This is a genomic window from Streptomyces sp. NPDC052064, from assembly GCF_055585925.1.
Genome location: NZ_JBVJJE010000002.1, coordinates 641,413 through 660,853, shown reverse-complemented (window position 1 = coordinate 660,853; position 19,441 = coordinate 641,413). Strand labels below are relative to the sequence as shown.

At 73.4% G+C, this 19,441-nt stretch carries 13 protein-coding genes; 7 read left to right on the top strand and 6 right to left on the bottom strand.

Annotation, left to right across the window (positions count from 1 at the left end; translation table 11 throughout):
• Window positions 1-12 precede the first annotated feature (12 nt).
• Both ACZ6TU_RS07595 and ACZ6TU_RS07590 read left to right on the top strand, forming a co-directional pair.
• Window positions 13-6,249 carry a type I polyketide synthase gene (locus ACZ6TU_RS07595; protein WP_469547302.1) on the top strand — a complete coding sequence of 2,079 codons (6,237 nt, stop codon included), beginning with the start codon at window positions 13-15 and terminating at the stop codon, window positions 6,247-6,249.
• Window positions 6,246-7,964, top strand: coding sequence for a beta-ketoacyl synthase N-terminal-like domain-containing protein (locus ACZ6TU_RS07590; RefSeq protein WP_469547300.1), 1,719 nt, complete (start codon window positions 6,246-6,248; stop codon window positions 7,962-7,964). The genes ACZ6TU_RS07595 and ACZ6TU_RS07590 overlap by 4 nt, the downstream gene beginning before the upstream one ends.
• A 19-nt stretch (window positions 7,965-7,983) precedes the next feature.
• Here ACZ6TU_RS07590 and ACZ6TU_RS07585 read toward each other — a convergent pair whose 3' ends face one another.
• Window positions 7,984-8,238 (bottom strand): acyl carrier protein, encoded by a 255-nt coding sequence (locus ACZ6TU_RS07585; protein ID WP_467679330.1) that lies wholly within the window; start codon window positions 8,236-8,238, stop codon window positions 7,984-7,986.
• Window positions 8,239-8,413: 175 nt separating this feature from the next.
• On the opposite strand from ACZ6TU_RS07585, the gene ACZ6TU_RS07580 reads away from it, so the two are divergent.
• Window positions 8,414-9,085, top strand: a complete 672-nt coding sequence (locus ACZ6TU_RS07580; RefSeq protein ID WP_467679328.1) for a lysophospholipid acyltransferase family protein — start codon at window positions 8,414-8,416, stop codon at window positions 9,083-9,085.
• A gap of 129 nt (window positions 9,086-9,214) precedes the next feature.
• Here the strand turns inward: ACZ6TU_RS07580 and ACZ6TU_RS07575 are convergent, their stop codons facing one another.
• Genes ACZ6TU_RS07575 through ACZ6TU_RS07565 form a run of 3 tightly spaced genes read right to left on the bottom strand, consistent with a single transcriptional unit; the run spans window position 9,215 to window position 12,955 of the window.
• Window positions 9,215-9,748: a winged helix-turn-helix transcriptional regulator gene (locus ACZ6TU_RS07575; RefSeq protein ID WP_467679326.1), complete on the bottom strand. Its 534-nt coding sequence runs from the start codon at window positions 9,746-9,748 to the stop codon at window positions 9,215-9,217.
• A 49-nt stretch (window positions 9,749-9,797) separates the two neighbouring features.
• Window positions 9,798-12,236 (bottom strand): FtsX-like permease family protein, encoded by a 2,439-nt coding sequence (locus ACZ6TU_RS07570; protein ID WP_469547299.1) that lies wholly within the window; start codon window positions 12,234-12,236, stop codon window positions 9,798-9,800.
• The gene (locus tag ACZ6TU_RS07565; protein WP_469547298.1) at window positions 12,230-12,955 is read right to left on the bottom strand and encodes an ABC transporter ATP-binding protein; all 726 of its coding nucleotides are present in this window, start codon (window positions 12,953-12,955) and stop codon (window positions 12,230-12,232) included. Before ACZ6TU_RS07565 ends, ACZ6TU_RS07570 begins: the two co-directional genes overlap by 7 nt.
• A gap of 164 nt (window positions 12,956-13,119) precedes the next feature.
• On the opposite strand from ACZ6TU_RS07565, the gene ACZ6TU_RS07560 reads away from it, so the two are divergent.
• The 4 genes from ACZ6TU_RS07560 to ACZ6TU_RS07545 all read left to right on the top strand — a co-directional run bounded on the left by ACZ6TU_RS07560 (window position 13,120) and on the right by ACZ6TU_RS07545 (window position 17,351).
• Window positions 13,120-14,400 (top strand): sensor histidine kinase, encoded by a 1,281-nt coding sequence (locus ACZ6TU_RS07560; protein ID WP_467679320.1) that lies wholly within the window; start codon window positions 13,120-13,122, stop codon window positions 14,398-14,400.
• Window positions 14,390-15,049 (top strand): response regulator, encoded by a 660-nt coding sequence (locus ACZ6TU_RS07555; RefSeq protein ID WP_467679451.1) that lies wholly within the window; start codon window positions 14,390-14,392, stop codon window positions 15,047-15,049. Before ACZ6TU_RS07560 ends, ACZ6TU_RS07555 begins: the two co-directional genes overlap by 11 nt.
• A gap of 121 nt (window positions 15,050-15,170) precedes the next feature.
• Window positions 15,171-15,866, top strand: a complete 696-nt coding sequence (locus ACZ6TU_RS07550; RefSeq protein WP_467679318.1) for a ScbR family autoregulator-binding transcription factor — start codon at window positions 15,171-15,173, stop codon at window positions 15,864-15,866.
• 144 nt (window positions 15,867-16,010) lie between these two features.
• On the top strand, window positions 16,011-17,351 hold the full coding sequence (locus ACZ6TU_RS07545; protein ID WP_469547297.1) for a cytochrome P450 family protein: 1,341 nt from the start codon (window positions 16,011-16,013) through the stop codon (window positions 17,349-17,351).
• Here the strand turns inward: ACZ6TU_RS07545 and ACZ6TU_RS07540 are convergent.
• Together ACZ6TU_RS07540 and ACZ6TU_RS07535 are read right to left on the bottom strand one after the other, a co-directional pair.
• On the bottom strand, window positions 17,296-18,228 hold the full coding sequence (locus ACZ6TU_RS07540) for an NAD-dependent epimerase/dehydratase family protein (protein WP_469547296.1): 933 nt from the start codon (window positions 18,226-18,228) through the stop codon (window positions 17,296-17,298). The two genes, ACZ6TU_RS07545 and ACZ6TU_RS07540, sit on opposite strands and share 56 nt — an antisense overlap.
• A complete protein-coding gene (locus tag ACZ6TU_RS07535) occupies window positions 18,225-19,295 on the bottom strand; it encodes a ScbA/BarX family gamma-butyrolactone biosynthesis protein (RefSeq protein ID WP_469547295.1) in 1,071 nt (356 codons plus the stop codon). The genes ACZ6TU_RS07540 and ACZ6TU_RS07535 overlap by 4 nt, the downstream gene beginning before the upstream one ends.
• Between the last annotated feature and the right edge of the window lie 146 nt (window positions 19,296-19,441).

Sequence of the window (19,441 nt, the reverse complement as noted above, 5' to 3'; positions counted from 1 at the left end):
CGGAGGTAGGAAGTGAAGCAGGACCCGGCAGAGCAGATCGCCATCGTGGGGATGGCGGGGCGTTTCCCCGAAGCCCCGGACATGGACAGTTTCTGGCAGTTGCTGATCGAGGGCGGCGACGCGATCCGCTCCGTCCCCGCCGACCGCTGGAACGCCCAGGAGGTCCTGGACCCGGAGAAGCGGATCCAGGAGCGCGGCGGATTCCTGGCGGACGTCGACCAGTTCGACGCCGCCTTCTTCGGCATCTCCCCGCGCGAGGCCAAGGTGATGGACCCCCAGCAGCGGCTGCTGCTGGAGGCCGCCTGGCAGGCGGTGGAGGACGCGGGCGTACCGGCCGCCTCGCTGCGCGGTTCCCGCATCGGCGTATACAGCGCCGGGATCTGGCACGACTACGAGAATCTGCGCAACAACCGCGGTGTGCCGATCTCGCAGCACTCCATCGCCGGCACCTCCCTGGACATGCTCTCGGCCCGCGTCTCCTACTTCATGGGCCTGATGGGTCCCAGCCTCAACCTCGAGACCGGCTGCTCCTCCGCGTTGGTCGCCCTGCACCTGGCCTGCCAGGCGATCCGCGTCGGCGAGGTGGACGGCGCCCTCGTCGGCGCGGCCAACCTCATGGTCACCCCCGAGGTGACGATCGGACTGACCCACTTCGGCGGGCTGTCCCCGAACGACCGCTGCGCCACCTTCGGGGCCGACGCCGACGGATTCGTCCGGGGCGAGGGCGCTGCCGCCGTCTACCTCAAGCGGCTCGACCGTGCCCTGCGCGACGGCGACCGGGTGCACGCCGTCATCGCGGGCACCGCCGTCAACAACGACGGCGGCGGCCCCAGCCTGGTGACACCCAGCCAGGAAGGGCAGGAGGACGTGCTGCGCCAGGTCTACGAGAAGTCCGGCGTCCCGCTCGACCGGGTCGCCTACGTCGAAGCCCACGGCACCGGCACCCGGCGCGGCGACCCGACCGAGGCGGCGGCCATCGGCCGGGTGATCGGCCAGGCCCCGGAGCGGGCGGGCCGGCCCCTTCCCGTCGGGTCCGTGAAGAGCAACATCGGCCACCTCGAGGCCGCCGCCGGGTTCGCCGGCCTGTTCAAGGCGGTCCTGTCCCTGCGACACGGTGTCGTGCCGCCCAGCCTGCACTCCGCCGAGCTCAACCCGAGAATCCCCTTCGACGACCTGAACCTGCACGTCGTGCGGAAGCCGCTGCCGCTGCCCGAGGACGGCCCCGTCTACCTGGGCGTCAGCTCCTTCGGCTGGGGCGGCACCAACGCCCACGCCGTCGTCACCGGCCCACCGCCCGAGAGGGCCGCCGTCGTGGAACCGCCCGTCGACACGACGGCACCCTTCCTGACGCCGCTGAGCGGCCACACCCCGGCCGCGCTCGCCCAGCGGGCCCGCGATGTGCGCCACGCGCTCCAGCGGCCCGGCGCCGAACCCCGGCGGCTGGCCGGGGCGCTGGGCTGGCAACGCGACCACTTCCCGTTCCGGGCCGGTGCGGTGGCCACCGACACGGGCGAACTGACGGCCCTGCTGGAGAAGTTCGCCGCCGAACCCGACATCGAGCTGCCCGGCGTCGTCACCGGACGGGCCCGGGAGCACGGCCGGACCGCCTTCGTGTTTCCCGGACAGGGCTGGCAGTGGGCGGCCATGGGGCAGCGCCTGTACGCCTCCGACCCGGTCTTCGCAGCCTCGGTCGACCGCTGTGCCGCCGCCCTGGCCCCGCACGTCGACTGGGACGTGACCGACATCGTCACCGGGGCCGTCGGGGACGCGTGGATGGGGCGGGTCGACATCGTGCAGCCCGTGCTCTGGACTGTCTGCGTGGGGCTGGCCGCGGTCTGGCGGGCCGCGGGTGTCGAACCGGACGTCGTCGTCGGCCACAGCCAGGGCGAGATCGCCGCCGCGACCGTCGCCGGCATCCTGTCCGTGGAGGACGCCGCCCTCATCGTGGCCCGGCGCAGCGCGGTCCTGTTGCGCACCAGCGCCGGCACCGGCCGCATGCTCGCCGTGGACCTGGACGCGGACGCGGCGCGTGCCGCGCTGGAGGGCTTCGAGGACAGCGTGGCGCTGGCCGTGCACAACGGCCCCCGCTCGTGCGTCCTGTCCGGCGAGACCGATTCGGTGCTGCTGCTGAAGGAACTCCTGGAGGCCGACGGCACGTTCTGCCGACTGGTCGATGTCGACTACGCCTCCCACAGCCCGCTGATGCGGGGCCTCACCGACGAACTGCTCGAGGTGCTGGCACCCGTCCGACCCCGTCGGGCCGAGCTGCCGCTGATGTCGACGGTGCGCACGCAACTGCTGCACGGGCCGGAGATGGACGCCGCGTACTGGGTGGAGAACCTGGGCCGCCCGGTGCTGTTCGCCGACTCCGTCCGCACCCTGATCGACGAGGGCGTCACCCACTTCGTGGAGATCAGCGCCCACCCGGTGCTGGTCCCCGCGCTGGAGCAGCTGGTCGCCTCGGATCCCGAGCCGCCGGCCGTCCAGGGCACCCTGCACCGCGACCGGGGCGCCCCGGAGGACCTCGCCGAGTCGTTCGCCCGGGCGTACGTGTCGGGGCTCACTCCCTTCGGGCGGGTGCCGCTGGGCCGGGACGCGCACGTGCCGACGTACCCGTGGCAGCGGGAGCGGCACTGGGTGGACTCCGTGCGCCGGCCCGCGGACCGAGCCGCCTCCTTCGCCCTCCCGCTCGCGCCGGTTCCCGCCGAGGCGGACGTCTGGCAAGGCACACTCGACCTCGACACCGTCGCCCACCCCTGGCTCGACGACCACCGGGTGCACGACGCGGTCGTCGTTCCCGCCGCGGCCGCCGTCGAACTCTGCCTGGGCACAGCCTCCGCACGCACCGGCGGCCTGCCGTCCGCGCTGCACGGCCTTTCCCTGCAGCGCGACATGACGCTCGCCGACGACGCCCTGCGACTGGGTGTCCTCTGGCGCGAGGACGCGGCCGACGGCGCCGGAGTCGAGCTGCTCTCGCTGCCGACGGGTGCCGACGCCTGGACCCGGCACACCACGGCTCGTGTGTCGTACGGGCACGACGCCCCACCCGCCCCGGAATTCCCCGAAGCCCTGCTCCAGGCCCCGGCAACGGACCCCGACACCTTCTACGCCGCCTGCGCCGCCCGAGGCCTGCAGTACGGCCCGGCCTTTCGCAGCGTGCGCGAGCTGTACGCCACCGCCGACGAGGTGCTCGGGCTGCTCCGGCTCGACGAGCGCTGCCGGGCGGGTGCCCGCCGCTTCACCCTCCACCCGGCACTGTGGGACGGCGCGTTGCAGTTGTCGCTCCCGCTGTCGGACGACACGGGGACGGTCGTGCCGGTCGGCGTCGGCCGCATCGACCTGCTCCCCGGCCTGTCGGCGGAGGTCACCGACCTGTGGGCGCACGCCCGCCGCCGCCCCGACGGCCGCTTCGACCTCTGGCTGTACGACACCGACCGCCGCCCCCTGGTCCGGCTGACGGGGCTCGAACTGCACCCCTTGGCCTTGGAGGGCGACTCCGACCCCGCCCTGGAGCGGGTGCACCGGTTCGCCTTCCACGAGGTCGAGCCGGGCGAGGGGGCGGGCCGCGAGGCACGGTGGCTGGTGTGCGGCCCCGAGGCATCGGCCGGCATGGTGAAGGAACTCGCGGCCGCCCTGGGCGCCGAAGGGGTCGCCCTGCCGGAGGCGGACGCCGCCGACCGTGGCGCCTGGGCGGCGGTGCTGCGCCGGGCGTCGGACATCACAGACGTCGTGTTCGCCGCCCCCGACGCGACGGCCGGGGAGGCCGCTCAGCGGGCCGGGCTGACCGTGCTGTCCGCGCTGGCGGGCGCGGCCCTCGACCGGCCGACCGCACCGCGGCTGACCGTGCTGACGACACACGCCCAGGCGACGGCCGGCGAGCGGCCTGACCCCGGGGCCGCCCTGTACTGGGGCTTCACCCGCGTCCTGCGCGGCGAGCATCCGGGTCTCGCCGCCACACTCGTCGACCGGGCGGCCGAGGACGGCTGGGCGTCGTACGCCGTACGCGAACTGTGCGAGGAACGGCGGGAGGACCAGGTCCTGTTGCGGGCGGGCCGACGGCTCGCGGGCCGACTGGAGCGCACCGCCGGGCTGGGCACGGACGCGGAGACGCCCGTGCCGTACACGGCGGGTCAGCCGTTCCGGCTGCATCCCGGCCCCCGGCCCGGCCAGTGGGAGTCGCTGCGCTTCCTGCCGCTGGTGCGCCGCGCGCCCGGCCCCGGTGAGATAGAGATCGAGGTGGATGCCACATCCCTGAACTTCATCGACGTGATGAAGGCGATGGGCACCTACCCCGACGAGTCCGGCGGCAAGGAGCTGCTCGGCGGGGACTGCGCCGGCCGGGTCGTCGCGGTGGGCCCGGACACCACCGGGTTCCGGGCCGGTGACCGTGTGGTGGCCTGCAAGTTCGGTGCGATGGTTTCCCACCTGACGCTGAGTGCCGAGCACGCCCGCCTCGTCCCCGACGGCATGACCCAGGCCGAGGCCGCCGCGCTGCCGCTGGTCGTCGCCACCGCCTGGTACGCGTTGCACGACCTGGCCCGCGTCGAGAAGGGCGACCGCGTCCTGATCCATTCGGCCGCCGGCGGCCTCGGCCTCGCCGCCGTTCAGATCGCACAGCTCCTCGGCGCCGAGGTGATGGCCACCGCGGGCAGTCCCGCCAAGCGCGACCATCTGCGCGGTCTCGGCGTGCGGCACGTCTTCGACTCCCGCGACCTGGCGTGGGCCGACGCCGTGCTCGACCTCACCGGCGGCCGGGGAGTCGACGTCGTCCTCAACTCGCTGACGGGCGCGGCCCTGATCCGGGGTCTCGACGTGCTCGCCGAGGACGGCCGGTTCCTGGAGGTCGGCAAGAAGGACATCCACGGCGGCCGCCGGCTCGACCTGCGCACCTTCCGCAAGGGCATCAGCTTCGCGGCCATCGACCTCGAAGGGCTGGTGATGCGCCGTCCGGAGCGGTTCGCCCGGGTCCTCCACGCGGTGTGGGACGAGGTCGCCGCGGGCCGCATCCGCCCGCTGCCCGTCATCCCGTACACCTTCGACCGGGCGGCCGAGGCGCTGCGTGCCATGTCGCACGGGGACCACATCGGCAAGTTCGTCCTGCACGAGCCGCACCGGGTGCGCCGGGTGGTCGCGGACCCGCTGTCGTACGGGAGTTTCCGGGCCGACGGCAGCTATCTGATCACCGGAGGTCTGGGCGACCTCGGCCTCTCGCTCGCCGAGCACCTGGCCGTGCGCGGGGCCACGGTCCTCACCTTGCTGGGCCGCTCGGAGCCGGGCCCGGAGGCCGCCGCTCGCGTGGGGGCGCTGCGTGCGGCCGGCGTCACGGTGAGCGTGGCGCGGGCGGACGTCGCCGACGAGGCGGCGCTGGCGGCCGTCCTGCACCGGATACGCGCCGAACTGCCGCCGCTGCGTGGCGTGTTCCACGCGGCTGGGATCCTCGACGACGGCGTGGTCCAGGGACTGGACGCCGCGCAGGTCGCCCGGGTGCTGGCGCCCAAGGTGGACGGGGCCCGCCATCTGGACCGGCTGACCGCCGACGACCCGCTGGACCTCTTCGTCATGTTCTCCTCGGCCGCGGGCCTGGTGGGCAACGTCGGCCAGGCGTCCTACGCGGCGGCCAACACCTACCTCGACGCCCTTGCGGTGGCCCGCCGGCACGCGGGCCGCCCGGCTCTGAGCGTCCAGTGGGGCAGCTTCGACGGCATGGGACTGGCCGCCCGCAGCGAGAACCGCGGCGCGCGTCTCGCGGACCGCGGAATGGACCCGTTCCCGGCGGCCGACGCCTGGCGAGCGCTGGAGGAGTTCCTGCGGGACGGCGAGACCGTCGTGGGCTATCTGTCACTCGACGCGCGACGCTGGTTCGAGACGTACCCGGCGACGGCGAGTCTGCCCAGCTGGAGCGGGCTGGCGGCAGCCGGCCGGTCCACCGGTCCCGCCACGCGCGGCGCGTTCCGGCAACAGCTCGCCGCCTGCGCCCCCGAGGGCCGCCCCGACCTCGTCGAGCAGCGGGTACGGCACCTGGCGGGCCGGGTGCTGCGCATCGCCGCGGACTCCATCGACCGCGAGACACCGCTGAAGTCCCTCGGCCTGGACTCGCTGATGAGCCTGGAACTGCGCAACCGTCTGGAGGCCGACTTCGGCTTGAAGCTGTCACCGACGCTGCTGTGGACGTACGCCAGTCTCCGGCCGCTGTCCCAGGCGCTCATGGAGCGAGTGGGGGCAGAACTCGTGGACGGGGAACAGCGATGAGCGGGCCGACGGCATCCGGGGCGACGCCGGTCAGCCGGGCCATGGAGACCATCCGCGGGCTGCGTGCGGAACTCGCCGCGCTGCGCGGGGGACGGACCGTCGCCGTCGTCGGGGTCGGTCTGCGTGCCCCGGGCGGCGTCGCCGACATGGACGGCTACTGGCGGCTGCTGGCCGCCGGTGGCGATGCGGTCCGGCCCATTCCCGAGCATCGGCGCCACCCCTTCGGCGACTCCTGGGACGAGGTGCCGCACCGGGGCGGGTTCCTGGACGAGGTCCTGGAGTTCGACGCCCCGTTCTTCGGCATCGCTCCGCGTGAGGCCCGTGCCCTGGACCCGCAGCACCGGCTGCTGCTCGAGGTGGCCTGGGAGGCGCTGGAGGACGCGGGCCTGGCCCGGCCCGGCGGAAACTGCGGGCTGTACGTCGGCGTCACCGGGCAGGACTACCGCGAGTGGATGCCTGGCGAGTCCGACGTGTACTGGGCGACCGGCAACGGCCACTGCTTCGCGGCGGGTCGGCTCGCGCACACGCTCGGGCTCACCGGGCCGGTGGCCGCCGTCGACACCGCGTGCTCGTCGTCCCTGGTGACGGTGCACATGGCCCGTCAGGCGCTGGCCACGGGCGAGTGCGACGTCGCGCTGGCCGGCGGGGTCAACCTGGTGCTGTCCCCGCGGGCCACCGAGTTCGCGGCTCGGACCGGGGCGCTCTCCCCGGACGGGGTGTGCCGCCCCTTCGACGCGCGTGCCACCGGTTTCACCCGTGCCGAGGGCTGCGGAGTCGTCGTACTGAAGCGGCTGGCGGACGCGGTGAGGGACGGCGACCGGGTGCACGCGGTGATCCACGGGTCGGCCGTCAACCACGACGGTGCCGCCTCGGGGTTCACCGCGCCCAGCGTGGCGGCACAGACCGCGCTCGTGGAACGCGCGCTCGCCGACGCGGGGCTGGGCCCGGCAGACGTCGGGTACGTGGAGACGCACGGCACGGGGACGGCGCTCGGCGACCCCATCGAGGTGGAGGCGCTGGCCGAGGCGCTCGGCCGGCCTGGTGGTGCGGCCCCCGTGCTGCTCGGCGCCGCCAAGGCGAACCTCGGCCACACCGAGTCGGCGGCCGGCGTACTGGGCCTGCTCAAGGCGATGCTGAGCCTGCGGCACCGGGCCGCGCCGCCCGTGCCGCACTTCACCACCCTCAACCCGCGGATCGACCTCGCGGGCACCGGCTTCCGGGTGCCGGAGCGGCTGGAGCCATGGCCGGCCGGGGCCGGGGCGTACGCGGGCGTGAGCTCATTCGGGATGAGCGGCACCAACGCGCACGTCATCCTGGGCGGGGCGGAGGCGTCCGCCACTCCGGCGGCCGGTCAGGCGGTGGAGGTCACCGGATTCGAGGTGTCCGCGCGTACGCCCGCCGCGCTGCGCGTCTACGCCGGGCTGCTGGCCGCGCATCTGACCACGGTCAAGGACGAGGACTACCCCGCCTTCGCCTACACCCTCACTCACGGAAGGGCCGCGCTGGCCACCCGGGTGCGGGTGGCGGCGGCCGGCCGGGAGCAGGCCCGGGCCGCCTTGGAGGCGCTGGCCGAGGACCGGGAGTGTCCGGTGGCCGAGTTCCTGGACCCGGGCGCCGAGCCCTCGTTCGCCGGTCTGCCGCGCCGCGTCCTGACGCTGCCCGCGTATCCGTGGGAGCGCCGCCGGTACGCGCCGCCGGCTGCTGAACGTCCGTGAGGGCCGGCGGCGCGGCGGCTCAGGCCGCCGCGGCCCGGGAGCGGATGAGCTCGCACACCGCCGAGACCGTGCTGGTGCGCGGTATGTCCTCGAAGGGGATCTCGACGGCGAACCGCCGCTTGACCGAGGCGACGAGTTCGACGACAGCGAGGGAGTCGATGTCGAGGGCGTCCAGTGAGATGTCGTCCGAGATCGCGTCCGGTTCGGCGCCGAAATCGACGAGTTCTTGCTCTATGAAGGTACGTACGGAATCAGGCGTGATGGGCTTGGACACGGCGCTCCTGGTCTCTCACATCCGATGAAGAACGAACTGGCTGAAGGTGAAGGAGAGTTTACCCGGGAAAACAGTCGAGTGCGTCGATGACTTTCTTTCAGAAGCGGCTTCTAAGTCTTACTTAAGCGGGTCGCGTTAAAATCCGAAACGGCCCTCGTACGGACAGGACAGGCACATGTTTCGAATGCTGCTGCGGAGGATCCTCCTGATCCCGCTGAAACTCATTTTCCGCCCCCGGGTGGAGGGAGTTCGCAACATACCCGCGAGCGGCCCGTTCATCATTGCTGCGAATCACCTCTCATTCTTCGACTCCATTTTCATCGCGCTCCTGACGCCACGACTGCTGTACTTCGTCGGAAAGCAGGGCTGGCTGGAGGTGCCGGGCATCAAGGGCCGGCTGCAGAGGATGTTCTTCCGATCCGTCGGAATGATCTCGGTGGACAGGACGAGCGGCACGGGAACCATGGCCGGGCTGGAGCTGTCCCTGAGTGTTCTGGCGGAAGGCGACGGCGTCGGCATCCACATCGAGGGCACCCGTTCACCCGACGGCCGCCTCTACAAGGGCACCACCGGCACCGCCTGGCTGGCCCTGCGCAGCGGGGCACCGGTGATTCCGTGCGGCCTCATCGGTACGGAGCGGGTGCACCCCAAGGGCGCCAAGCGGCTGTATCGCGCAAGCTTCGACGCGAGGTTCGGTCCCGCGATGACGTTCGCGGAGCACCTCGGGCGGGAATCGGACCGCCGGACCCGCCGCGCGGTGACGACGAGCATCACGGCCGAGATCTCGGCTCTGTCCGGCCAGGAGTACGTCGACATGTATGCGGAGACGGTGAAGAGCGGCGCGTGACGGGTGCGGAGCCGCCGCGGAGACCGAGGCCCTGCAGCCGGGTGGCTCCACCAGGGTTCGGGTGAGCGGTGTGCTGCCCAGGACACCGGGAGCGGACGGACGGCGCGGGGGGCCGCGTGAGGGAAGCTCTCAGGACTGGTCGGCTCGGGCGTCCCCCAGCGGCCGGCCGGGGGCGAAGCGTTCCCGTACGGCGGGGTCGTCGAGGAGGCGGGCCGGGTAGCCGGGGCCGGTGCGGGCGGTCAGGTCCTGGTGGCGCAGCGGCTCGCCGCAGGAGGAGCAGACGACCCGGGCCTCGGTGTCGTGGTCGCAGGGCGTGTGGTGCAGGACGACCGGGGCGCCCTCGTCGCCGGCCAGCCAGCGGTCGCCCCAGGCGTTGATCGCGGCCAGTACGCCGAAGAAGTCGCGGCCCTTGTCCGTCAGCAGGTACTCGTGGCGGACCGGGTCGCTCTGGTAGGCCTGCCGCCGCAGCAGGCCCTCGGACTCCAGGCGCCGCAGCCGGTCGGTGAGGGTGTTGCGGGCGATGCCGAGCGAGCCGATGAAGCCGTCGAAGCGGGATTCGCCGTAGAAGACCTCGCGCAGCACCAGGAGGCTCCAGGCGTCGCCCAGGATGTCGGCGGTGCGGGCGATGGAGCAGGGCCAGGTGTCGAACGAGGTCCGTTTCACGGCTGCCAGGTTATCGGTTTCATCATGAGATGGACCCGCCCTCGGGGCGTCACTCCCGTACGCCCGCCAGTTCCACCGGGCGGCGGCGCAGGGTGAGGGCGGCCGGGACGAGCGCCGAGGCCACGGCGAGGAGGGCGCACACGGCCGTCGTCGTGCCGAGGGCCTGCCACGGGAGCTCGATCGCGGCCGGGGCCGACAGCAGGGCGAGGGCGCTCGCCATGCCGGCCAGGTTGACGGCGGCGACCAGGAGGCCGAGGAGGGCGCCGGCCGCCACGATCGTCAGGGCCTCGGCGCCGGTCAGCCGCAGGACCTGCCACCGGGTGGCTCCGGCCAGCCGCAGCACGGCCAGGTCGCGGGCCCGGTCGGACGTCGCCATGACCATGGTGTTGGCCACGGAGATGCCCGTGTAGAGGAGGGCGATGCCGAGGACCAGCAGGAGGCCGAGGCGGGTGGTGCGGTTGGTCTCGGGGTGGGTGGCCCGGATCCATGCGTCGCGGGTGAGGACCTGTCCGTTCCCGGTGCCGAGCGCCTTGCGCAGGGCGGTGGCGACGGATTGCGGGTCCGCGTCGTCGGTCAGGGTCACGTCGATCCGGTCGACCGTGGCGCCAGGGGCGTTGCGCGGGGTGACGTAGACGCCGTTGTCGCCGGTGCCGGTGGTCATCACCGCGGCGATCCGCAGGGTCCGCGGCGTCCCGTCGCCGAGCCAGACGCGGATCCGGTCGCCCACCCGGTGCCGCTGCCACTCCTCGTTGACGATGATCGAGTCGTCGTCGAGATCGCCCACCGCGCCGGCGGCCAGGGGCAGGCGGGTGGTGGCCGCGAGGGGGCCGGGGGTGGCGGCGCGGGCCTCGGAGCGGACGAGGGCCACGTCGTCCTCCAGGACGTGGACGGCCGTCGAGGACGTCGGTGACATCTCGGCGCCCGGGACGGCGCGCAGTCTGCGCAGGGCGGCGGCGTCGAAGCCGGTGCCGGCCGGCGGGGTCACGACGAAAGCGGCGGTGGTGCGCTCGCTCGTCTCGGTGGTCTTCGCCCGGTTCAGGGTCGCGGTGGCGCCGAGCAGGGAACCCGCGAGGGCGACGGTGACCAGGACGGGCGCCGCGAGCGCGGCGGTGCGGCGCATGCCGGCGGTGGTGTTCTCGCGGACCAGCATGGCGCAGGCACCCGGCAGTCGCGTCAGCAGCCGGGTCAGCGGGCGCAGCACGAGCGGGGAGAGCAGGGCGGCCGCGGTGATCAGCAGCATCGGGCGGCTGATGTAGGACTTGCGGTGCAGCAGACCGGCCGGGTCGCCGGTCAGGGACAGGCCCAGTGTCACCGCGGCCGTCAGCAGCAGGCCCGTGCCGTACAGCAGACGGCCGCGGGTGATGGTCCTGCTCTCCGCCGAGGCCTCGCGCAGCGCCTCGGTGGGGCCGGTGCGGCCGGCCCGCCAGGACGCCGCGGTCGCTCCGCACAGCGCGACGAGCAGGCCGGTCCAGAAGGCCGCGTGGTACGGCCAGGCATGGTCGCCGATGGTGAACCAGGCCGGGGCGAGGCCGTTGTCGGCGACCCAGGCCGCGAGGCGTGGCGCTCCGTGGGAGCCCAGGACGCAGCCGGTGGCCGAGGCGAGGGCGCCGACGGCGAGCGCCTCGGTGAGGACGGTCCGGCGGATCTGGCCCGGGGTGGCCCCGGCGGTGCGCAGCAGGGCGAACTCCCGGCGCCGCTGGGCGACCACGAAGGCGAAGGTCGACGCCACGACGAAGACCGACACGAAGGCGGTGACGCCGCCGGCGGTGCCGAACAGGGAGTTCATCGCCGTGAGCGCCTCGCTGTCCCGGCCGGGATCGGCGTCGGCGAGGCGGCGCGCGGTCCCGGTGAGGACCTGGGCGCTGTCGCCCACCGCCTCCCGTACGGCTGCCGGGTCGGCCTCGACAGCCCACTGCGTGACCGAGGGCGCCAGTTGGGCGGCGCGGGCGTCGGTGAAGAACACGGCGTTCTCGAAGCCGCGCGAGGTGAGCGTGCCGACGACGCGTACCGGGCCGCGGTCGGTGTGGAGCCGCCGGCCGGGGCGCGTCCAGTCTCCGGTGACGGCGACCTCGTCGGCGGTGCGGGGGGCTCGGCCGGCGGCGAGGTCGTAGGGGGCGAACGCGGCGGTGGGCCAGGGGTGGCCGACCAGGTCCGTGGGGGCGTCCGCGGCACGGACGGCGAAGGACCTGTCCGCCACGACCGGGCCCAGCTTCCGCAACTCGGCGACGGTCGCGGCGGGGACCGGGCGCGGGTGGGCGAGCCGGGACTCGTGGTCGCCGATCGCGGTCGGAACGCGCAGCGTGTCCTGGCCCTTGACGACGGCCGGCGCCGCCGCGAAGCGTTCGGGGGACCGCTCCGGTGCGGTGGCCGACGAGGCCAGGGCCAGGCCTGTCACGGTCAGCAGCGCCACGCCCAGCGAGAGCGCGACGAAGCTGCCGGTGAAGGCGGCCCAGCGGGTGCGCAGGGTGCGCAGGGAGACGCTCAGCACGGCACGGCCTCCAGGCGGGTCATGCGCGCGGCGACGGCGTCGGCGCTCGGGCCGGTCAACTCCCCGTGTACGCGCCCGTCGACGAGGAAGAGCACGCGGTCGGCACAGGCGGCGGCCACCGGGTCGTGCGTGACCATGACGACCGTCTGGCCCTCGCGGTCGACCATGCCGCGCAGCAGCCCGAGCACCTCGCGGCCGGTCCGCGTGTCCAGGGCGCCGGTCGGTTCGTCGGCGAACAGCACGTCGGGTCGGGTGATCAAAGCGCGGGCCAGGGCGACGCGTTGCTGCTGGCCGCCGGACAGCTGCCCAGGTCTGTGCCGGGCCCGCTCGGCGAGGCCGACTTGTTGGAGCGCCTGGCGCACCCGGGCCTTCGGTACGCGCCGGCCGGCCAGTCGCAGGGGCAGGGCCACGTTCTGCCCGGCGGTCAGCGAGGGCAGCAGGTTGAACGCCTGGAAGACGAACCCGACGCGTTCGCGGCGCAGCAGGGTCAGCCGCCGCTCGCTCAGCCCGGTCAGTTCGGTGCCGGCGACGGTGACCGAGCCGGAGGTGGGCCGGTCCAGGCCGGCGGCGCACTGGAGCAGGGTCGACTTGCCGGAGCCGGAGGGCCCCATGACGGCCGTGAAGGACCCGGCGGGGAACGCCAGGGAGACGTCGTCGAGTGCGGTCACGGGTCCGTACGTCCTGGTGACGGAGTCCAGCCGGATGGCGTCGTGTGTCATGGGTTCCCTGCCTCGTGTCGATTGACCGTTGGCTTCCACGACATCGCACGGAGGCGGGTCGGCGCAGTGCGGCGGAGCCTAGACCTGAGGTAGGGCCAGGCATACCTCTGAGCCTCCGCCTGAGCCCATGGCCCGGACCCCGAGGGGCTTCTACGGTGATCCCCATGCAGTCTCGGAACGTGTGGCAGGCCATGGCCCGCCCCGGCTACCTGATGTCGGCGTGGCCGTGGCGCTCCGCCGCGTACCTGCTCACCGGTGTGGTGACCGGCGTCGTCGTGCTCGTGGGAATCGTGGCCTCGGTGGCGGTCGGGGGTGTGTTCGCGCTCGCCCTGGTGGGGCTGCCGCTGCTCGTCTGCACGGTCCTGGCGGGCATCCCGGTCACCGCCATCGAGCGGCACAGGCTGCGGCTCGTCGACCCGGACCCGGCGCCCGGGCAGCACGGGACGCCCGGCGAGCCGGGCCTGCGGGCGTGGCTGACGACCCGGCTGCGGGAGAGGGCCACCTGGCGCGAGCTCGGCCACGCCCTGCTGTTCGCGGGGCTGTTGTGGCCGGTCGACGCCCTCGCGCTGTTCGTCGCCCTGCTCTGCCCGCTGTCCGTGGCGCTCACGCCGCTGCTGATGGCCACCGTCGGCGACGGGCAGGAGGCGAAGGTCCTCAAGCTGTGGACCGTCACCAGCTGGCCCGCGGCCTTCGGGTTCGCCGCTTGCGGGCTGGTCCTGCTGGCCCTGGGCGCCTACCTGCTGGGCGTCGCCGCCGGTGCGCGGGCCGGGCTGACGCGGCTGCTGATCGCCCCGCGGGATGCCGACCTGGGGACCAGGGTGGTCGAACTGGCCCGGTCCCGGGTGCGGTTGGTGGACGCGTTCGAGGCGGAACGGCGGCGGATCGAGCGCGATCTGCACGACGGGGCGCAGCAGCGGCTCGTCGCCCTGACGATGACGCTCGGCCTGGCCCGGCTGGACGCCCCGCCGGGTCCGCTGGCCGACCAGCTCGCCAAGGCCCATGAGGAGGCGGGCACGGCCCTCGCGGAGCTGCGCGAGCTCATCCACGGCATCCACCCCAAGGTCCTCGCCGACTACGGCCTCGAAGCCGCCGTCGCCGACGCCGCCGACCGCTCGGCCGTGCCCGTGGACGTCGACCTGGAGCTGCCCGGGCGGCTCTCCCAAGCCGTCGAGGCCGCCGCGTACTTCGTGGTCTGCGAGGCGCTCGCCAACGTGGGCAGGCACAGCGGGGCGAGCCGGGCGGAGGTGAGCGGCGGGCACCGCGACGGCCGGCTGGTCCTTCGGATCCGCGACGACGGGCGCGGCGGTGCCAGGGCCGGGGAGGGCAGCGGACTGACCGGACTCGCCGACCGGGTGTCGGTGCTCGATGGCAGACTCTCCCTGTCCAGTCCGCCCGGCGGACCGACCCTGCTGCGTGTGGAGATCCCTTGTGGCCCTGCGAGTTGAGCGACCGCTGCGCGTGGTCCTGGCCGAGGACAGCGTGCTGCTGCGGGACGGGCTCGTCGGGCTGCTCGGCCGCTGCGGACACGAGGTCGTCGCGGCCGTGGGGGATGCCGAGGCACTGATCACGGCCGTCGAGGAGCACACCCCGGACGTGGTCGTGACGGACGTGCGGATGCCGCCCGGGTTCCAGGACGAGGGCCTGCACGCGGCCGTGCGGCTGCGCGGGGAGCGGCCCACGCTGCCCGTCCTGGTCCTCAGCCAGTACGTGCAGCGCCGCTACGCCGCCGAGCTGCTGGACTCCGGTGACGGCACGGGCGTCGGCTATCTGCTCAAGGACCGCGTCGGCCAGGTCGAGGAGTTCGTCGAGGCGCTCGGCGAGGTGGCCGACGGCGGCACGGTCGTCGACCCGGAGGTCGTACGGCAGTTGCTGCGCCGCCGCCGTGACCCGCTGGAGCGCCTCACTCCGCGTGAGCGGGAGGTGCTGGCGCTGATCGCGGAGGGCAGGTCCAACGGCGCGATCGCCCGCGAACTGGTCGTGTCCGAGGCGGCCGTCGGCAAGCACATCTCCGGCATCCTCACCAAACTGGACCTGCCACCGGCGGACGAGACCCATCGCCGGGTGCTGGCCGTGCTGGCGTATTTGCGGGCGTAGGCGCGCGGCCGAACGGCCCGGCCCGGCCGGACCCAAGGCCTGCGGCCCGGCCGCGCGTTGTGCAAAAACCAGCAAGTTGGTTTCATTGCGTCGCCATCAGAGCCCTCCACAGGAGCCAGGGGTGACCAAACAGGACCGGGCCGTCCGGACCCGTCTCGCGCTGATCCGGTCGGCGGCCGAGCAGTTCGAGGCACGGGGATACGTCCGGGCCAGTCTCTCGGAGATCAGCGCGGGTGCCGGCGTCAGCTCCGGCGCACTGCACTTCCACTTCGCGAACAAGGCCGCCGTGGCCGAGGCCGTCGAGCACGCGGCCGCCCGTGCCCTGCGCCAGGTCGCGGTCCGGGGCCGCGGCGGCGACGGGTGCACTCTCCAGCGCCTCGTCGACGTCACGCACCACCTCGCCCGGCTGCTGTGCGCCGACATCGTGGTGCGCGCGGGGCTTCGGCTGAACGCCGAGGCGGTCGCCGGACGGGTGCGGGACCTGCGCCGGGAGTGGCGGGAGTGCGTGCACGAGCTGCTGGCCGAGGCGGAGCGCAAGGGCGAACTCGCCGCCGGGGTGCCGCCGCACCGCTCCAGCGCCGTCGTTCTCGCCGCCACGACCGGCATCGAGGTGCTGGCCCGGGAGGAGCCCGGCTGGCTCGCCCGCCACTCGCTGACCGACCTGTGGCACCTGCTCCTGCCGTGCGTGGCCGCACCCCACCTGGCCGGCGCGCTGGACCCGGCCGGGACCGAGCCGGAGCACGCGGAGCCGGACGTCGGCAGGGAGGCGGACGGGACGTGGGAGGAGCCGGGCCGGACGGGGCTCGCGCTGCGGTAGCGGGGCGTCCCGGCCGGCTTCCGGCCGGCCTTCCCATGGCCGACAGTGGTTGAAGCCGTGGCCAAAACAAACCGGTTGCCAAGTTTTTTCGTCACTTCGATCGCACGATGGTTCCCCAGCCTCTGGACCAAGGAGCGATGAGTCATGGCACAGCAGGCCTGCCCCTTCCTGGCGATCGACCCGTCCGGCCAGGACCTCTACGACGAGATAGCCCGGATCCGGGCCCAAGGACCCGCCGTGGAGGTCGAACTCCCGGGCGGCGTACGGGCGTGGTGGATCAACGGCCTGGAGCTGAACAAGCGGCTCCTGGCCGGACCCGAGACGAGCAAGGACGCCTTCCAGCACTGGCCGGCCTGGATCAACGGGGACATCTCCCGCACCTGGCCGCTCGCGATCTGGGTGTCGGTGCGCAACATGGTCACGGCCTACGGCGCCGACCACAGCCGGCTGCGCAAGCCGATGTCCGCCGCCTTCACCAAGCGCCGCGTCGACGGGCTGCTCCCGCGCGTCCAGGAGATCGTCGACCGGGCGCTGGACGACCTGGAGCGGATCCCCGAGGGCGAGGTCGTCGACCTGCGGGCGGCGTTCGCGGGACCGGTGCCGCACGAGGTGGTGTGCGAACTCTTCGGCGTACCGCCGGGTGAGGACGGTCCGCGGGGGGCCCTCTACCGCATCATCAACCGTTTCTTCGACACGGCGATCACCCTGGAGGACGCCCAGGCCAACGGGGTCGAGCTGTACGGCACGCTGACCGCGTTCCTCCAGTACAAGCGCGAGCACCCGGCCGACGACCTGACGACGGCTCTCATGACCGCGCACGACGAAGGCAGCCTCAGCGAACAGGAGCTGATGGACAACCTGATCCTGCTGCTCACCGCGGGCTTCGAGACGACCGTCAACCTCATCGACAACACCGTGCACAGCCTGCTCGCCCACCCCGACCAGCTCGAACTCGTCCGCTCCGGGCAGGTGACCTGGGAGGACGCCATAGAGGAGTCGCTGCGCTTCGAGGCGCCCGGTGCCATGTCGGGGCTGCGCTACGCCGTCGAGGACATCGAGATCGAGCCAGGTCTGACGATCCCGAAGGGCGACCCGGTCGTGGTCTCCTTCGCCGGTGCCGGACGCGACCCCGAGCGGCACGGCCCGGACGCCGAACGGTTCGACGTCACCCGGTCCACCAGCCGGGACCACGTCTCCTTCGGCCACGGCGTGCACCACTGCCTGGGCCGGCCCCTGGCCATGGCCGAGGCGACGGCGGCGCTGACGTCCCTGTTCGACCGTTTCCCGAGGCTGGCCCTGGCCGATCCGTCGCGGACTCCGAAGCGGTTGCGCTCCATCATCTCCACGGGGCACCAGGAGCTGCCCGTGCTGCTGCACGGCCGGGCCCCCGGGCCGGTACCGGGCCCGCGTGCGGAGGAGGCGGAGGCGATCAGGAGGCTTTCCGGCCTTGGAGGAACGAGCGGTACCAGGGCGCCGCGCGCCTGAATCCGGCCGCGAACCCCTCGCCGGGAGAGCAGTCGAGGTCCTTCCAGAAGGCGTCGTCCACGAACCAGTGGTCGACCGTGAGCATGCCGAGGTGATGGAGGGCGAGCGGCTTCCCGGCGGCCCGGTCCAGGGCGGTGGCGACGTCCACCGCCGCACCGCCGCCGGGCTCCTCCAGCAGCGTGCACGCCGCCCCGAGCAGGTCCGGAACCCCCACCGGCTCGGGGTGGTTGACGTGGTGCACACCGCCGTCGTGCGCCGGGGACAGGGCCGCGGCCACCACCGCACGGCCCAGGGCGTCGACGTCGATCATCGACTGGAGCGCCTCGCAGCCGGTCAGGGTCGCCGACAATTCGTCCAGCAGCCACACCAGTCCGGGGACGACCCACCGGTCGCCCTCGCCGTACACGAGGTGCGGGCGCAGCACCAGGCCGCCCGCGTCGAGGACGTGCCGTTCGGCGGCGGCCCGGGTGCGGCTGGTGGCCGACGCGGGCGCGATCGGCACCTCGCCGGGGCGCACCCCGCGGAACGGGCCCCGGCCGTACACGGCGGCCGTGCTCACGTGCACGATCCGGCGCACCCCGGCGCGTACGGCCTCCTCGACCAGGGCCCGCGTGCCCAGGTCGTTGACGGCCTCGACGGTCTCGGCGTCGCCGCCGACCCGCGTGGCGCAGTGCACCAGGACGTCGGTGCCCGCGCAGGCGCCGCGCAGGGAGGGCGGGTCGCCGAGGTCGCCGTGGACGAACTCGCCGGGCCCGGCTTCGGGTGGGGTACGGCGTGACAAGTGCCGTACGCGGACGCCGGGTTGCCGGTGTGCGGCGGCCGCGACCCTGCTGCCGACGAAGCCGCTCGCGCCCGTGATCAGAAAATCGACCGTCACGACAGGGACCGTACCCGGGTCGGCCGCGCGCAGGTCAGCGTGGCGCTGAAGACGGACTCGCCGTCCTGCCGCCCCGAGACCCGTACGGCCGTCTCTCCCGGATCTCCCTGATCCTCGTCGAGCACCTCCGTCTCGATCCGGCACGGGCTGTGCAGCTCGGCGTACCGGGCGAAGGTCGCCGTCATCGAGCGGGGCAGGAAGGGGTGCCGGCCGGACGCGGCCGTCGCTGCCTGGCGGGCCGCCTCGAACAGGACCATGCCGGGCACGTGGTCGTTGGGCCGCGGGAAGAGCACCGGGTGGCCGGTGTCCACGCGCAGCAGCCAGACGCCGGGGCGGTCCGCGGGGGCGAGGACGACGTCCTCCGGGCGGGAGCGGCCGGCGAGCGCCGGCGAGATGCCCGGCAGCAGCGGCACCGGGGTGTCCAGTTCGGCCAACTGCTTCTGTCGCAGACGGCGGTAGGCGAGCGGCGAGGTGCAGCCGGTGCTGCCGGTGCCGCGGGCGACGAAGCGTCCCGCACGGCGGAACTCCATCGTGGTCCGCATGCTGTGCAGGCCGCGACCGCGACGGCGTATCTCGGAGCACACGACGTCGACGTCGACCGGTTCGGCGGCGTCGGACAACAGGAGCGCGGACGGGTCGGTGTGGACCGTCAGGTCCCACATGACGAAGTGGGTGTCGGCGGGGGCTCCGAACTCGGCGTGCGCGAGCACCATCGAGGCCTGCCGCAACGTTTCGCCCACGATCATCGGGTCCTGGTGTCGGTCGTCCACGGGGCCGAAGAAAGCGTGGGCGGCCGGCCAGTGAGCGGTGAAGCGGAAGCGGGACTCGGAGATTCGGCGCCACTGGGTGGGGAAGACGTCCGTCTCGGTGGTGCGGTGGGCGAGTTCCTTGGTGACCGAGGTGGCTTCGGGGACTTCGGGAACTTCGGAAATTTCGGGGACTCCGGTGGGATCGGTGACTGCGGCTTGTGGCGCGTTCTCGACGGCCGCAGCGGTTCTGTTTGCCGGAGGGCCCTCCTGTCCGGTCTGATCGTCCGTGGACGCGCTTAAAGGTTCTGACTGCGGCATGAGAACCCCCAGGATCGGCAGCCTGGCTGAGGTCGGCGTTTGACTAAGATACGGACGAGCCGGTTTTTTTCAAAGGGTTTGCCAAACCGCTGGGACAGGCTCTCGCGCCCCCGCTGCACAGCGATTTCACAGGAATCGACGGAGAT

What these genes read in the sequence shown, in the direction of transcription:
- ACZ6TU_RS07590 (WP_469547300.1), top strand. Translation starts at nt 6,246, where the DNA reads ATGAGCGGGCCGACGGCATCCGGGGCGACGCCGGTCAGCCGGGCCATG.
- ACZ6TU_RS07580 (WP_467679328.1), top strand. Translation starts at nt 8,414, where the DNA reads ATGTTTCGAATGCTGCTGCGGAGGATCCTCCTGATCCCGCTGAAACTC.
- ACZ6TU_RS07565 (WP_469547298.1), bottom strand. Translation starts at nt 12,955, where the DNA reads ATGACACACGACGCCATCCGGCTGGACTCCGTCACCAGGACGTACGGA.
- ACZ6TU_RS07560 (WP_467679320.1), top strand. Translation starts at nt 13,120, where the DNA reads ATGCAGTCTCGGAACGTGTGGCAGGCCATGGCCCGCCCCGGCTACCTG.
- ACZ6TU_RS07545 (WP_469547297.1), top strand. Translation starts at nt 16,011, where the DNA reads ATGGCACAGCAGGCCTGCCCCTTCCTGGCGATCGACCCGTCCGGCCAG.
- ACZ6TU_RS07535 (WP_469547295.1), bottom strand. Translation starts at nt 19,295, where the DNA reads ATGCCGCAGTCAGAACCTTTAAGCGCGTCCACGGACGATCAGACCGGA.